Source organism: uncultured Bacteroides sp. (genome assembly GCF_958445495.1).
GTDB lineage: Bacteria > Bacteroidota > Bacteroidia > Bacteroidales > Bacteroidaceae > Bacteroides.
On record NZ_CAUCSQ010000008.1, the window covers coordinates 76,123 to 88,569 of the forward strand.

At 43.4% G+C, this 12,447-nt stretch carries 14 protein-coding genes and 1 tRNA gene; 11 read left to right on the forward strand and 4 right to left on the reverse strand.

The genetic code is table 11. The annotated features are described in order from the left end of the window. Positions 1-2: 2 nt before the first annotated feature. Together Q5076_RS04460 and Q5076_RS04465 are read left to right on the forward strand one after the other, a co-directional pair. Positions 3-1,229: an NADH:flavin oxidoreductase gene (locus Q5076_RS04460; protein WP_303011178.1), complete on the forward strand. Its 1,227-nt coding sequence runs from the start codon at positions 3-5 to the stop codon at positions 1,227-1,229. Continuing rightward, positions 1,222-2,073, forward strand: a complete 852-nt coding sequence (locus Q5076_RS04465; protein ID WP_303011179.1) for an SDR family oxidoreductase — start codon at positions 1,222-1,224, stop codon at positions 2,071-2,073. The genes Q5076_RS04460 and Q5076_RS04465 overlap by 8 nt, the downstream gene beginning before the upstream one ends. 432 nt (positions 2,074-2,505) lie before the next feature. Here Q5076_RS04465 and pfkA read toward each other — a convergent pair whose 3' ends face one another. The 3 genes from pfkA to cmk all read right to left on the reverse strand — a co-directional run bounded on the left by pfkA (position 2,506) and on the right by cmk (position 5,304). Beyond that, positions 2,506-3,486 carry a 6-phosphofructokinase gene (pfkA, locus tag Q5076_RS04470; protein WP_303011180.1) on the reverse strand — a complete coding sequence of 327 codons (981 nt, stop codon included), beginning with the start codon at positions 3,484-3,486 and terminating at the stop codon, positions 2,506-2,508. 180 nt (positions 3,487-3,666) lie between these two features. Next, a complete protein-coding gene (locus Q5076_RS04475) occupies positions 3,667-4,533 on the reverse strand; it encodes a 4-hydroxy-3-methylbut-2-enyl diphosphate reductase (RefSeq protein ID WP_303011181.1) in 867 nt (288 codons plus the stop codon). 75 nt (positions 4,534-4,608) lie between these two features. After that, positions 4,609-5,304, reverse strand: a complete 696-nt coding sequence (gene cmk, locus Q5076_RS04480; RefSeq protein WP_303011183.1) for a (d)CMP kinase — start codon at positions 5,302-5,304, stop codon at positions 4,609-4,611. A 220-nt stretch (positions 5,305-5,524) separates the two neighbouring features. Between cmk and Q5076_RS04485 the strand changes: the two genes are divergently transcribed. From Q5076_RS04485 to Q5076_RS04525, 9 genes are all read left to right on the forward strand, one after another. Then, a complete protein-coding gene (locus Q5076_RS04485; protein ID WP_303011184.1) occupies positions 5,525-6,208 on the forward strand; it encodes an energy transducer TonB in 684 nt (227 codons plus the stop codon). A 68-nt stretch (positions 6,209-6,276) separates the two neighbouring features. Then, positions 6,277-7,251 carry a polyprenyl synthetase family protein gene (locus Q5076_RS04490; protein WP_303011185.1) on the forward strand — a complete coding sequence of 325 codons (975 nt, stop codon included), beginning with the start codon at positions 6,277-6,279 and terminating at the stop codon, positions 7,249-7,251. Between the two features lie 22 nt (positions 7,252-7,273). After that, entirely contained in the window at positions 7,274-7,990 is a 717-nt protein-coding gene (locus tag Q5076_RS04495) for a hypothetical protein (RefSeq protein ID WP_303011186.1), read from the forward strand. After that, the gene (locus tag Q5076_RS04500; protein ID WP_303011187.1) at positions 7,984-8,760 is read left to right on the forward strand and encodes a TatD family hydrolase; all 777 of its coding nucleotides are present in this window, start codon (positions 7,984-7,986) and stop codon (positions 8,758-8,760) included. Before Q5076_RS04495 ends, Q5076_RS04500 begins: the two co-directional genes overlap by 7 nt. Before the next feature lie 121 nt (positions 8,761-8,881). Continuing rightward, positions 8,882-8,969: transfer RNA gene (locus tag Q5076_RS04505), tRNA-Ser, on the forward strand. A 74-nt stretch (positions 8,970-9,043) separates the two neighbouring features. Further along, a complete protein-coding gene (locus Q5076_RS04510; protein WP_303011189.1) occupies positions 9,044-9,844 on the forward strand; it encodes a MotA/TolQ/ExbB proton channel family protein in 801 nt (266 codons plus the stop codon). A 6-nt stretch (positions 9,845-9,850) separates the two neighbouring features. Next, positions 9,851-10,336: a hypothetical protein gene (locus Q5076_RS04515; protein WP_303011190.1), complete on the forward strand. Its 486-nt coding sequence runs from the start codon at positions 9,851-9,853 to the stop codon at positions 10,334-10,336. A 34-nt stretch (positions 10,337-10,370) separates the two neighbouring features. Then, positions 10,371-10,964, forward strand: coding sequence for a biopolymer transporter ExbD (locus Q5076_RS04520; RefSeq protein WP_303011192.1), 594 nt, complete (start codon positions 10,371-10,373; stop codon positions 10,962-10,964). 2 nt (positions 10,965-10,966) lie between these two features. Beyond that, a complete protein-coding gene (locus tag Q5076_RS04525) occupies positions 10,967-11,434 on the forward strand; it encodes a biopolymer transporter ExbD (RefSeq protein ID WP_303011193.1) in 468 nt (155 codons plus the stop codon). 437 nt (positions 11,435-11,871) lie between these two features. Here the strand turns inward: Q5076_RS04525 and Q5076_RS04530 are convergent, their stop codons facing one another. Next, positions 11,872-12,408, reverse strand: coding sequence for a GNAT family N-acetyltransferase (locus Q5076_RS04530; protein ID WP_303011195.1), 537 nt, complete (start codon positions 12,406-12,408; stop codon positions 11,872-11,874). Positions 12,409-12,447: the final 39 nt, after the last annotated feature.

A 12,447-nucleotide genomic window follows, 5' to 3' on the forward strand; every position in this document is an offset into this window, starting at 1 on the left:
CTATGGAATCTGTATTATTTACTCCGGTTACTTTCGGGCCTTTGACTATTCGAAACCGTACCATCCGTTCGGCGGCTTTTGAAAGCATGTGTCCGGGAAACGCTCCTTCACAAATGTTGTTGGATTACCATCGTTCGGTAGCTGCGGGCGGGGTCGGCATGACGACTGTGGCTTATGCTGCCGTGACGCGAAGCGGCCTTTCTTTTAACCGTCAGTTGTGGTTGCGTCCTTCGGTCATTCCCGGATTGCGCAGGGTGACGGAGGCCATACATCATGAGGGAGCAGCGGCAAGCATACAGATAGGGCATTGCGGGAATATGTCTCACAAAAACATTTGCGGGGTGACTCCCGTATCCGCTTCTTCCGGTTTTAATTTGTATTCTCCGACATGGGTGCGCGGGATGAGAAAGGAAGAGTTGCCCGAAATGGCGCGGGCCTACGGAACTGCTGTCAATCTGGCAAGGGAGGCGGGTTTTGACGCCGTTGAGGTTCATGCCGGACACGGATATCTGATTAGTCAGTTCCTCTCTCCTTACACCAACCGTAGGAAAGATGAATACGGAGGGGGATTGGAAAACCGGATGCGCTTTATGGATTTGGTAATGGGGGAGGTGATGAAAGCGGCGGGCGGAGATATGGCGGTTTTCGTGAAAATGAATATGCGTGACGGTTTCAAGGGAGGAATGGAGCTGGAAGAGACATTACAGGTGGCAGGACGTTTGCTGGAGTGGGGGGTACACGGCTTGGTGTTGAGCGGGGGCTTTGTCAGCCGTGCGCCGATGTATGTGATGAGAGGGGCGATGCCTATTCGTTCGATGGCATATTATATGGATTGTTGGTGGCTGAAATATGGGGTCCGCATGTTTGGAAAGTGGATGATTCCGGCGGTTCCTTTCAAAGAGGTGTATTTTCTGGAAGACGCATTGAAATTTCGTAAGGCGTTTCCGGATGCTCCGTTGGTTTATGTGGGCGGCCTTGTTTCCCGTGAGAAGATAGATGAGGTTTTAAATGCCGGTTTTGACGCCGTGCAAATGGCGCGCGCCTTGCTTAATGAGCCGGGATTTGTTAATCGGATGGCAAAAGAAGGGTGTGCCCGTTGCAATTGCGGCCACAGTAATTATTGCATCGGACGTATGTATACCATAGAAATGGCTTGCCACAAGCGTTTGAATGAGAAACTGCCTCCTTGTTTGCAAAAGGAGATTGAAAAACTGGAAAACAATGAATGAGGTGAAGTGGGCAATTATTACAGGTGCTGACGGAGGGATGGGAACGGAAATTACACGTGCCGTAGCTACAGCCGGTTATCATGTTATAATGGCTTGTTACAATCCCCGGAAGGCGGAAGTTATACGGCAGCGTTTGGTTAATGAAACCGGTAATCCGAATCTGGAGGTAAGGGCTATCGACCTTTCTTCCATGCGGTCTGTCGTTTCTTTTGCCGATGAGATTCTGGAACGTAGGCTTTCCGTTTCTTTGTTGATGAACAATGCCGGAACGATGGAGACCGGATTTTCCGTTACCGTTGACGGCTTTGAACGGACGGTGAGCGTGAATTATGTAGGACCTTACCTGCTTACGCGGAAACTGATTCCTGCTATGGTACGGGGCACGCGCATTGTGAATATGGTTTCGTGTACTTATGCAATCGGACGTCTTGATTTTCCTGATTTTTTCCATAAGGGAAAGACTGGAAGTTTTTGGAGGATTCCTATTTACAGCAATACGAAACTGGCTTTATTATTGTTTACTCTGGAGCTTTCCGAACAGCTTCGTGAAAAAGGAATCACGGTCAATGCCGCCGACCCCGGAATTGTTTCCACCGATATTATTACTATGCATAAGTGGTTTGATCCGTTGACGGATATTTTTTTCCGGCCTTTCATCCGTAAACCGGGAAAGGGGGCTTCTACGGCAATCGGTTTGTTGCTGGATGAAAAGGAAGCCGGCGTGACGGGACAATTATATGCAAATAACCGTCGGAAGAATTTGTCCGGCAAGTACGTTAACCATGTACAAAAGGAATTGTTGTGGGAAATAACGGAACGTTCTCTGGCACAATGGCTGGCTTGATTTTTATGCCATCTTTAAAAACGGATGCCGGGTGAGGAGAGTGGCTGGAGAGGGATTTGGGTATTCCTCCTCCGGAAATGGAGAAAAAATAAAAATGAACCGTGACGGGAGAACTGAATGCGGTCAACGGCAATTGGCATTGAAGGGCAGATGACTGTGGAAGGGTAAACCGGTTCTTCGTCCTGTTTCAAAAAGAGGGAATTTTCCGGATATTTCTACTTATCGGATTTCAAAAGTGCGGAATTCTTTGAATATCCCCCTAGTAAATTCCCTCGTTTCAGCCTCTATCCGTAGACGGTATGAGGAAAAACGAGGGAATATCTTTCAAGAGGTTTCAATCTGTTGGGTTTTCGATTCTTACCATTTGTTTTGAGACCGCTTTTTCTTTCTATCTTGTTATTTGATATGGATGACGGAAAAGTTTGCAGCCGGCTAGATTGAAAGTTCTTTTAATACGTTGACAAGGTCTCTTTTGATGGGTTTGTCATTTTTGATTGCCTTGCTGAACGGTACGTAAACGATTTCATCGTGTTCGATTCCAATCATGACATTACGTTGGTCTTCCATGATGGCATCGATGGCTGCCGCTCCCAAACGGCTTGCCAGGATACGGTCATGGGCCGTGGGGCTGCCGCCGCGTTGTAAATGTCCTAAAATAGTCACTCGCACGTCGTATTGCGGATATTCGTTTTTAACACGTTCCGCATAGTGCATGGCGCCTCCTGTCAATTCGCTTTCCGCCACCAATACGATACTGCTGTTTTTGGATTTGCGGAATCCGTTTTTAATAAATTCTTCCAGTTGGTCTACTTCCGTGCTGAATTCCGGAATAATGGCGGCTTCCGCTCCTGATGCGATTGCGCCGTTCAGGGCGAGGAAACCGGCATCGCGTCCCATCACTTCGACAAAGAACAGGCGTTCGTGCGAGGTGGCTGTGTCGCGAATCTTGTCTACCGCATCCAGAATGGTATTCAATGCCGTATCATATCCGATGGTAGTATCTGTTCCGTAGAGGTCATTGTCAATCGTTCCCGGAAGTCCGATGCACGGAACGTCAAATTCCTGCGCGAAAATGCGGGCGCCTGTCAAAGAACCGTCTCCGCCGATGACTACCAAAGCGTCGATGCCTTCCCTTTTCATATTGTCGTAGGCTAATTGACGGCCTTCCGGAGTTGTGAACTCCTTGCAACGGGCTGTTTTAAGGATAGTTCCGCCCAATTGGATAATGTTGCTTACGTTCTGGCTCTTAAACTCTTTGATTTCGCCTGTGACCAGGCCTTTATATCCTCTGTATATACCTTTAACTTGCAATCCGTTGTAAATAGCCGCCCGTGTTACCGCACGAATGGCTGCATTCATTCCCGGAGCATCGCCGCCGGAAGTCAAAATACCGATACACTTAACTGTTCCCATAATTTAAATATTAGTTTGACGCGGCAAATGTACAATAAAAAGTTGAAAGCGGAGTTTCAGAAGTTTTTTTTCGTGTGAAGAAAACATTAAAAATGCTCAATTTGTTCCCTTTTACTTTCTTTTTATTCTTTACATAACGAAAAGGTTATAAGAATATTGGCGCATTGCCGCTTTTTGAAATCAAGATATCAATGATTGAATGTGCTTGTATATTTTTTCCATCAGCCATTTGGGGGTTGAAGTTGCCCCGCATACTCCGACGGATGTCACGTTTCGGATTAAAGAGGGGTCGATTTCTTCTTCGTTGTCTATCAGATGGGAGTTGGCATTTACTTTCAGGCACTCTTCAAACAGCATCTTTCCATTTGAACTTTTCTTTCCGCTTACAAAGAATATCAAATCATGTGATGCCGCAAATTCTCTGAGTTTGGGCATACGGTTGGCGACTTGGCGACAAATGGTGTCATAATATTCGAAAGTCGCAGCCGGCGAGATATGCTGTCTGATATATTCTACAATTTCTTGGAATTCATCCAAAGATTTTGTTGTCTGTGAAAAAAGACGGATGTTTTTGCTTAAATCCAGTTTTTTCGCTTCTTCCGCCTTTTCAATGACTATTGCTTTCCCGTCTGTCTGTCCTACGAGACCTAATACTTCCGCATGGCCGTTTTTGCCGTATATGACGATTTGTTTTTCCGGATGTTCTTTCTCCAGATATTCCTGTTTGATGCGTTTTTGCAGTCTGAGGACTACCGGACAGGTCGCATCGATGATTTCGATGTTGTTTTCACGGGCAATCATATAAGTCTCCGGCGGTTCTCCGTGTGCCCGGAGTAATACTTTGGCATTCCGCAACTTTTTGAATTCATCCCGGTTGATAGTGATTAACCCCATTTCTTTCAATCTGTCCACTTCCCGGCTGTTATGCACAATGTCGCCCAGGCAATAAAGCGTCTCTCCTTTTGCCAGTTCCTCTTCTGCCTTGTGGATGGCGGTTACTACGCCAAAGCAGAAGCCTGAACCTTCGTCTATTTCTACTTTGATCATGATTTATATTGAATCTGCATATCCGGTTTTTGAGAATCCCGGCGGCAAAGTTTTTAGTTCTGGGATTTTTCTTGTTTATTGCTTATATGACCCGACTGTCTTGCGGTATTGTTCAAGAAGCCATTTTTTCTGTTGTTCGACGGTTAAGTCCGTATTATCCAGTAACAAGGCGTCGTCAGCCTTGCGCAACGGGCTTACGGTACGATTTTGGTCGATATAATCCCGTTGTTTTACATTCTCCAGGATTTCATCAAAGCTGGCTTCCTGGCCTTTTGCTTTCAGTTCGTCATAACGGCGTTGAGCGCGTATTTCCTGTGTGGCGGTTACGAATATTTTCAATTCGGCGTTCGGAAACACGGTGGTTCCGATATCCCGTCCGTCCATCACGATTCCTTTGTCCGCTCCCATCGCCTGTTGTTGCGCTACCATTTCCTCGCGTACGAAATCCAATGCACTGATGGGGCTCACTTTGGATGATACGGCCATTGAACGGATTTTGTTTTCCACATTAACCCCGTTGAGGTATGTTTCGGGACGTCCTTCCTGATTTAAATGGAAAGAGATATGGATATTCTTTATGTTTTTTTCCAGTTTTTCCGTGTCGATGCCGTCACCGGTAAAAATTCCGTTCTCCATGCTGTATAAGGTGACTGCACGATACATTGCCCCGCTGTCAATGTATATATATCCTACTTCGCGGGCTAAATCTTTTGCCATTGTGCTTTTCCCGCAGGAGGAAAAGCCGTCGATTGCTATTATTATCTTTTTCATGTCCGGTTCATTTGATTTGCTGCCAAAGATACGCTTATTTTGAAAATCAGCCATGAGTTTCTCCATAAAATGCTGTGAGATAAGTATGAAAGAATTAAAAAAGTTAAAAAGCCGGATAAAAAGAAGGAAAGAAACGGAGGGTTATCTGAAAATGTGCTATATTTGCCCAACGACATAAGAGGAAGACACTTTTTTATTAATCATTATATTAATTAAATTTATGGAAGTTAAAAAATCACCCAAAGCAGACCTTGAAGGCAGAAAGTCTACATGGTTGCTCGTCGGTTACGTGGTGGTATTGGCTTTCATGTTCGTGGCGTTCGAATGGACTCAGCGTGATGTGAAAATCGATACAAGCCAGGCTGTAGCCGATGTTGTGTTTGAAGAGGAAATCATTCCTATTACCGAGACCCCTGAACAACAAGCTCCGCCACCGCCGGAAGCTCCTAAAGTAGCCGAATTGCTGGAGATTGTCGATGATAAAGCCGAAATTGATGAAACGACAACTATTATCAATGAGGATAATGTAGCTCCGGTAGAAGTAAAATATGTGCCGGTGCAGGTTGTTGAAGAAGAACCGGAAGAACAGACTATCTTCGAAGTGGTAGAGAATATGCCTGATTTCCCCGGCGGACAAGCTGCTTTGATGCAGTATTTGGCTAAGAATATTAAATATCCGACTATTGCACAGGAAAACGGAACGCAAGGACGTGTAATCGTACAGTTCGTCGTTAACAAGGACGGTAGTATCGTGGATGCGAAAGTTGTACGTAGCGTTGACCCCTATCTGGATAAGGAAGCCCTTCGTGTGATAAATACCATGCCGAAGTGGAAACCGGGTATGCAGCGCGGAAAACCCGTACGTGTTAAATTTACGGTTCCTGTAATGTTCAGATTGCAGTAATTTGTGTACATTATAACTAAGAGGCTGCCAAAAGCAGCCTCTTTTTATTCATTAATTTTTTATTCATCATGTTTACAGCTTCTCAACTGCTCGATAAAATTAATAATCATATTTCTGAAATTCAGTTTACCCGGACACCGGAAGGACTTTATAAACCGATTGAGTATATTCTTTCATTGGGGGGCAAGCGGATACGGCCCGTGCTGATGCTGATGGCGTATAATTTGTATCGTGAGGATATTACGTCCATTTATGACCCTGCCGCCGCAATTGAAGTTTATCACAATCATACGTTGTTGCATGATGATTTGATGGACCGTTCCGATATGCGTCGGGGAAAACCGACTGTACATAAAGTCTGGAACGATAATACCGCTGTTTTATCGGGTGACGCGATGCTGATTCTGGCATTCCGGCTGATGGAGTCCGTTCCCGCAGGATATTTGAAGGAAGTGATGGACCTGTTTACGCAGACAATGTTGGAAATCTGTGAAGGGCAACAGTTGGATATGGAGTTTGAATCCCGTGGAGATGTTACCGAAGATGAATATATCGAGATGATTCGCCTTAAAACGGCTGTGTTGCTTGCCGGCAGTCTTAAAATAGGAGCTGTTTTGGCAGGGGCGTCTGACAAGGATGCCGATAATCTTTATAATTTCGGAATGCAAATCGGAGTGGCGTTCCAATTGCAGGACGACTTGTTGGATGTGTACGGAAACCCGGAAGTGTTCGGGAAGAAACTCGGCGGTGACATTCTTTGCAATAAAAAAACATACATGCTTATCAAAGCGCGGAGTCGTGCGGACGAGAAACAACGGGAAGAGCTGGAACGTTGGATGAGTGCGGAAACTTATCAACCTGCAGAGAAGATAGAAGCGGTAACCGGACTGTATAATCAATTGAATATCCGTACTGTCTGTGAAAATAAAATGCGTGAGTATTACACGCTTGCTATGGAGAGCCTTGAGGCTGTCGCCGTAGCTGAAGATAGAAAGAAAGAACTTAAGAATTTGGTGAAACTGTTGATGTATCGTGAAATATAGTTCTCTAGGTTCTTAAAAACATATGCCGTACAGACGACTTCCAAATACAGACCAAGCCAGGGTTCGGGCGCTGAAAGCAGCGGTCGAAAAGGGGGAATTGTATAATGTGCGTGAATTGGCTATTTCATTGAAAACGTTGTTTGAAGCGCGTAATTTCCTGCAAAGGTTTGAAGCTGCACAGATTTATTATATGCAATGTTATGAAAACCAGTCACGGTCCAGTCGTAAGCATCAGGCGAACGTGAAGACGGCCCGTCTGTACATTTCCCATTTTATCCAGGTGCTTAACTTGGCTGTGTTGCGGGATGAGATTAAAATGGTGCATAAAGAAATGTATGGATTGCCTGAAGCGAATGTGGTTCCGGATTTGTTGAGTGAGGCTGCATTGGTTGAATGGGGGAAGAAAATAATCGAAGGGGAACAGCGGAGGACGGCACAAGGCGGCATACCTATCTATAATCCGACTATTGCGCGCGTGAAAGTGCATTATGATATATTTCTGGACAGTTATGAACGGCAAAAAAACTTCCAGGCATTGACTAACCGCAGTCTGGACGAATTGGCTTCCATGCGTGAACAGGCCGATAAGCTGATACTGGATATCTGGAATCAGGTGGAAGCTAAGTTTCAGGATATCACTCCTAATGAGGCTCGGTTGGAAAAGTGTCGTGCTTATGGGTTGATTTATTATTACCGTTCCAATGAGAAAGCTAAAGAAGAAAACGAAATAACATGTTGATAGATACTCATTCTCATCTTTTTTTAGAGGAATTTTCGGGGGATTTGTCTCAAGTAATCGAACGTGCGAGGAAAGCGGGGGTTTCTCATATTTTCATGCCTAATATCGACAGCACGACGATTGAGCCCATGTTGGCAGCCTGTGCGGATTATCCTGATTTCTGTTATCCGATGATTGGTTTGCATCCGACTTCGGTCAATGGAACGTATGAGCATGAACTGGCGATTGTACATGAACGCCTGTCGGTTCCGAATAATTTTGTTGCTATCGGGGAGATCGGACTTGACCTTTATTGGGATAAGACTTTTCTGAATGAGCAACTGCTGGTTTTTGAGAAACAGATAGAATGGGCGCTTGAATATGGATTGCCGGTTGTCATTCATTCGAGAGAAGCGTTCGAATATATATATAAGGTGATGGAACCTTATAAGAATACTTCGTTGACCGGAATTTTTCACAGTTTCACGGGGACAGCGGAGGAAGCGGCAAGATTGTTGGAGTTTGACGGTTTTATGTTAGGTATTAACGGGGTGGTTACGTTTAAGAAGTCGTCTTTGCCGGAGGTATTGCCGGCAGTGCCTTTGGAACGCATTGTGCTTGAGACCGATTCGCCTTATCTGACTCCTGTCCCGAATCGCGGAAAGAGGAATGAGAGCGCCAATGTGAGGGATACGCTTCATAAAGTTGCGGAAATTTATCAGATGAATCCGGCATATATAGCGCAGGTTACTGCTGAAAATGCGCTAAAAGTGTTTGTAATCCGCAAATAAAGGCGTGCAAGGTTTTAAATTATATTAATTTGCAGTATTTATTCAAGATAAAAAACGGATAATGCTTCAAGAAAAGAAAAAAAAGGATACATTTGTAGCAGAAAAAGCGGAAAACACATTGGGAGAGATGCTCGAGTGGTTGAAGAGGCACGCCTGGAAAGCGTGTATACGCCAAAAGTGTATCCGGGGTTCGAATCCCCGTCTCTCCGCAGAAATGAAAGAGAGATGAGAAGTAAATACAATAATAATAATCAATTAATTAATCTTAAAAATTAGACACACAATGAAAAAGTTATTTGCAATTGTTGCTGTGATTGGGGCCTTGACATTTGGCTCAACTCAACTTGCTCAGGCTCAAGATGCTCCTGCGGCAGAACAAACTGAACAACAAGCTGCTCCTGCTGCTGAAGCTACTACGGCTGCTGCTCCTGCTGCAGAAGAGGGCGGTATCCACAAAGAGATTAAAGTTAAATTCATCGAAGGTACTGCATCTTTCATGAGTTTGGTAGCAATCGCTTTGGTGATCGGTTTGGCTTTCTGTATCGAACGTATCATCTATTTGAGTTTAGCTGAAATTAACACGAAAAAATTCATTGCATCTATCGAAGCTGCTTTGGAAAAAGGTGATGTGGAAGCTGCAAAGGACATTGCCCGTAATACCAGAGGTCCCGTCGCTTCTATCTATTATCAGGGTTTGATGAGAATCGACCAGGGTATCGATGTAGTTGAGAAATCCGTTGTATCTTACGGTGGTGTACAGGCCGGTTATCTTGAAAAAGGATGTTCATGGATTACTTTGTTTATCGCGATGGCTCCGTCACTCGGATTCTTGGGTACTGTAATCGGTATGGTGCAGGCGTTCGATAAAATCCAACAGGTAGGTGATATCTCTCCGACAGTTGTTGCAGGCGGTATGAAAGTTGCCTTGATTACAACTATCTTCGGTTTGATTGTTGCTTTGATTCTTCAGGTGTTCTATAACTATGTCCTTTCTAAGATTGAAGCTCTTACCAGTGAAATGGAAGACTCTTCCATCTCTTTGCTTGACATGGTAATCAAATATGATTTGAAATACAAAAAATAATTCGAAATGAGTAAGTTAACATATAAGGCATCGTACTACGCATTGTATGCGATGTTTGCTGTCATCTTGATCGTATTGGGCATCTTCTTTTTGGGAGGAGACGCTACAGGCGATGCGGTGATTCCGGGTATAGATCCCGAAATGTGGCAGCCTGCTCAAACAGACGCCTTACTCTATTTGATGTATGCTTTGTTTGGCATTGCTATTGCGGCCACTGTGATTGCTGCTGTATTCCAATTTGGCGCAGCTTTGAAAGATAATCCGGCAAATGCGATTAAATCGTTGCTCGGTTTGGTTCTTTTGGTTGTTGTTTTAGTTGTAGCTTGGGCTATGGGTGATGGTACACCGATGAATATTCCGGGTTATGACGGTACGGACAACGTTCCTTTCTGGCTGAAACTGACTGATATGTTCCTTTATTCTATTTACATCCTGTTGTTTGTAACTATCGTTGCAATTATTGTAAGTGGTATAAAGAAAAAATTATCGTAATCAATTGGAAATACCAATTAAATAAGTATTTAAAATGGCAAAAGGAAAAAGAAAAGTTCCTGATATTAACTCAAGTTCTACGGCGGATATCGCTTTCTTGTTGCTGATCTTCTTTTTGATTACGACATCAATGGATACGGACCGTGGTTTGGCAAGACTTTTGCCTCCACCTCCCGAAGATGAAAAGAACGAGAATACCGATAAGATTAAAGAACGTAATATCTTGCAGGTTTATCTGAATAAAGATGATGCCTTGATGTGCGGAAATGATTATATCGGTGTCGATCAGTTGAGACAAAAAGCCAAAGAATTTATTGCCAATATCAATAATGCAGAGAATATGCCGGAAAAAACACAGAAAAATGTGGAATTCTTCGGTACTACTCTTGTTAATGATAAGCATGTAATCTCTTTACAGAATGACCGTGGATCTTCTTATCAGGCATATATCAGTGTGCAGAACGAATTGGTGGCTGCATACAATGAATTGAGAGACGAGTTGGCTAAAGAAAAGTTCGGAGTGGATTATGCGGAACTGAATGACGCGCAGCAGAAGGCGGTTCGTGAAATCTATCCGCAACGAATTTCTGAGGCAGAACCTAAAAAATACGGAGAAAAAAGGAAGTAATAATGGGAAAATTTAATAAGACTGGTAAACGTGAAATGCCGGCATTGAATACTTCTTCGTTGCCTGACCTTATCTTTACTTTGTTGTTCTTCTTTATGATTGTAACAACAATGCGTGAGGTAACATTAAAGGTGCAGTTTACACTTCCGCAAGGTACTGAACTCGAAAAACTGGAGAAGAAATCATTGGTGACATTCATTTATATAGGTGAACCTACTCAGGAATATCGTGCGAAAATGGGTACTGAAAGCCGTATTCAGCTTAATGACAGTTATGCTGAAGTTGGTGAAGTGCAAGACTTCATCTTCCAGGAACGCGCTAGTATGAGTGAAGGTGACGCCGCTAAGATGACTGTGTCTCTGAAAGTGGACCAGAAGACAAAAATGGGTATTGTTACTGACGTAAAAAATGCTCTTAGAAAGTCTTATGCTTTGAAGATTAACTATTCTGCTACTAAACGTGGTGAATAATTAGTTAATTTGAAATATAAAAAGAAAGAAGGCATTCAAACTGAATTTGAATGCCTTCTTTTTTATTTTTTCCAGACCCCAGAGTAAAGTAAAGGATTTCTTTTATCATGGAGAATTGCTTTCATGGTGATTGGCTTTTATGCTATTTCTGTTATTTGAAGTCAAGTGAGGAAGAAGAGGTTGCCTCAGAATGGAAATTGACGGTTGAGAATCCTATGGATTGAAACTTTAAAAGGAAAAAATCTCCCCTGTTCTTGCTTTGCATTCTGATGAATTGAAGCGAAAATAGGGGAGATTTTTGTATTATAACTTTGTAAGTGCGGTTGCCCCATTTTTCTATTTTGCGACAACCTCCTTGTTATAAATTAAAACTTTATTGTATTGGAATAGGCTTTGTTCCTCTTACAGGAGAGAAAAAGATTATGGATAGATACTTTTTATTCCTTAACTCCATAAACAACAGTATGAAGTTTATGTCTGATATCTTCATAATCTTTCTCCGGGTCTAGGCTGCCATGTACCATTAGATACATCGGAAGGAAATCGTCTCCCGGCTTGTAAGGAGGTTGATGGTAGTCTTTTTCCCATAAGGTAAATCCTTGGCGTTGATAAAAGTTGATACGGCGTTGCGCCATTTCTTCTATCGGACGTTCCACTTCCAATACGATAGGAAGTGTTAGTTCTTTGCACAGAAACTCTAATGTCCGTTTTCCGTATCCGCCATTGCGCAGAGCCGGATCGGTAGCGAAATGTTCTACATAATAAAAGTTCTCAAAATCCCAATATGTGATAAAACCGACAGGAAGATGGTCGTCGAAAATAATATTGTTGTGAAAATTATCTGTCCGGTCTGTATATTCGCGCAGCTCTTCCAACTGTCGGTATTCTTCCGGCGGGAAAGAGTTTATGAGGAGGTCTTCCATGAATTTATAATGCGATACATCCGATGTATGGATTGGCTGAAGTCTAATCATAAGGCCTGGTTTTTGAGTTTGACAATAAATTTGTTTTCG

What these genes read in the sequence shown, in the direction of transcription:
- Q5076_RS04460 (WP_303011178.1), top strand. Translation starts at nt 3, where the DNA reads ATGGAATCTGTATTATTTACTCCGGTTACTTTCGGGCCTTTGACTATT.
- Q5076_RS04475 (WP_303011181.1), bottom strand. Translation starts at nt 4,533, where the DNA reads ATGATCAAAGTAGAAATAGACGAAGGTTCAGGCTTCTGCTTTGGCGTA.
- Q5076_RS04510 (WP_303011189.1), top strand. Translation starts at nt 9,044, where the DNA reads ATGAAAAAGTTATTTGCAATTGTTGCTGTGATTGGGGCCTTGACATTT.
- Q5076_RS04495 (WP_303011186.1), top strand. Translation starts at nt 7,274, where the DNA reads ATGCCGTACAGACGACTTCCAAATACAGACCAAGCCAGGGTTCGGGCG.
- Q5076_RS04490 (WP_303011185.1), top strand. Translation starts at nt 6,277, where the DNA reads ATGTTTACAGCTTCTCAACTGCTCGATAAAATTAATAATCATATTTCT.
- Q5076_RS04500 (WP_303011187.1), top strand. Translation starts at nt 7,984, where the DNA reads ATGTTGATAGATACTCATTCTCATCTTTTTTTAGAGGAATTTTCGGGG.
- pfkA (WP_303011180.1), bottom strand. Translation starts at nt 3,486, where the DNA reads ATGGGAACAGTTAAGTGTATCGGTATTTTGACTTCCGGCGGCGATGCT.
- Q5076_RS04530 (WP_303011195.1), bottom strand. Translation starts at nt 12,408, where the DNA reads ATGATTAGACTTCAGCCAATCCATACATCGGATGTATCGCATTATAAA.
- Q5076_RS04485 (WP_303011184.1), top strand. Translation starts at nt 5,525, where the DNA reads ATGGAAGTTAAAAAATCACCCAAAGCAGACCTTGAAGGCAGAAAGTCT.
- cmk (WP_303011183.1), bottom strand. Translation starts at nt 5,304, where the DNA reads ATGAAAAAGATAATAATAGCAATCGACGGCTTTTCCTCCTGCGGGAAA.
- Q5076_RS04515 (WP_303011190.1), top strand. Translation starts at nt 9,851, where the DNA reads ATGAGTAAGTTAACATATAAGGCATCGTACTACGCATTGTATGCGATG.
- Q5076_RS04525 (WP_303011193.1), top strand. Translation starts at nt 10,967, where the DNA reads ATGGGAAAATTTAATAAGACTGGTAAACGTGAAATGCCGGCATTGAAT.
- Q5076_RS04520 (WP_303011192.1), top strand. Translation starts at nt 10,371, where the DNA reads ATGGCAAAAGGAAAAAGAAAAGTTCCTGATATTAACTCAAGTTCTACG.
- Q5076_RS04465 (WP_303011179.1), top strand. Translation starts at nt 1,222, where the DNA reads ATGAATGAGGTGAAGTGGGCAATTATTACAGGTGCTGACGGAGGGATG.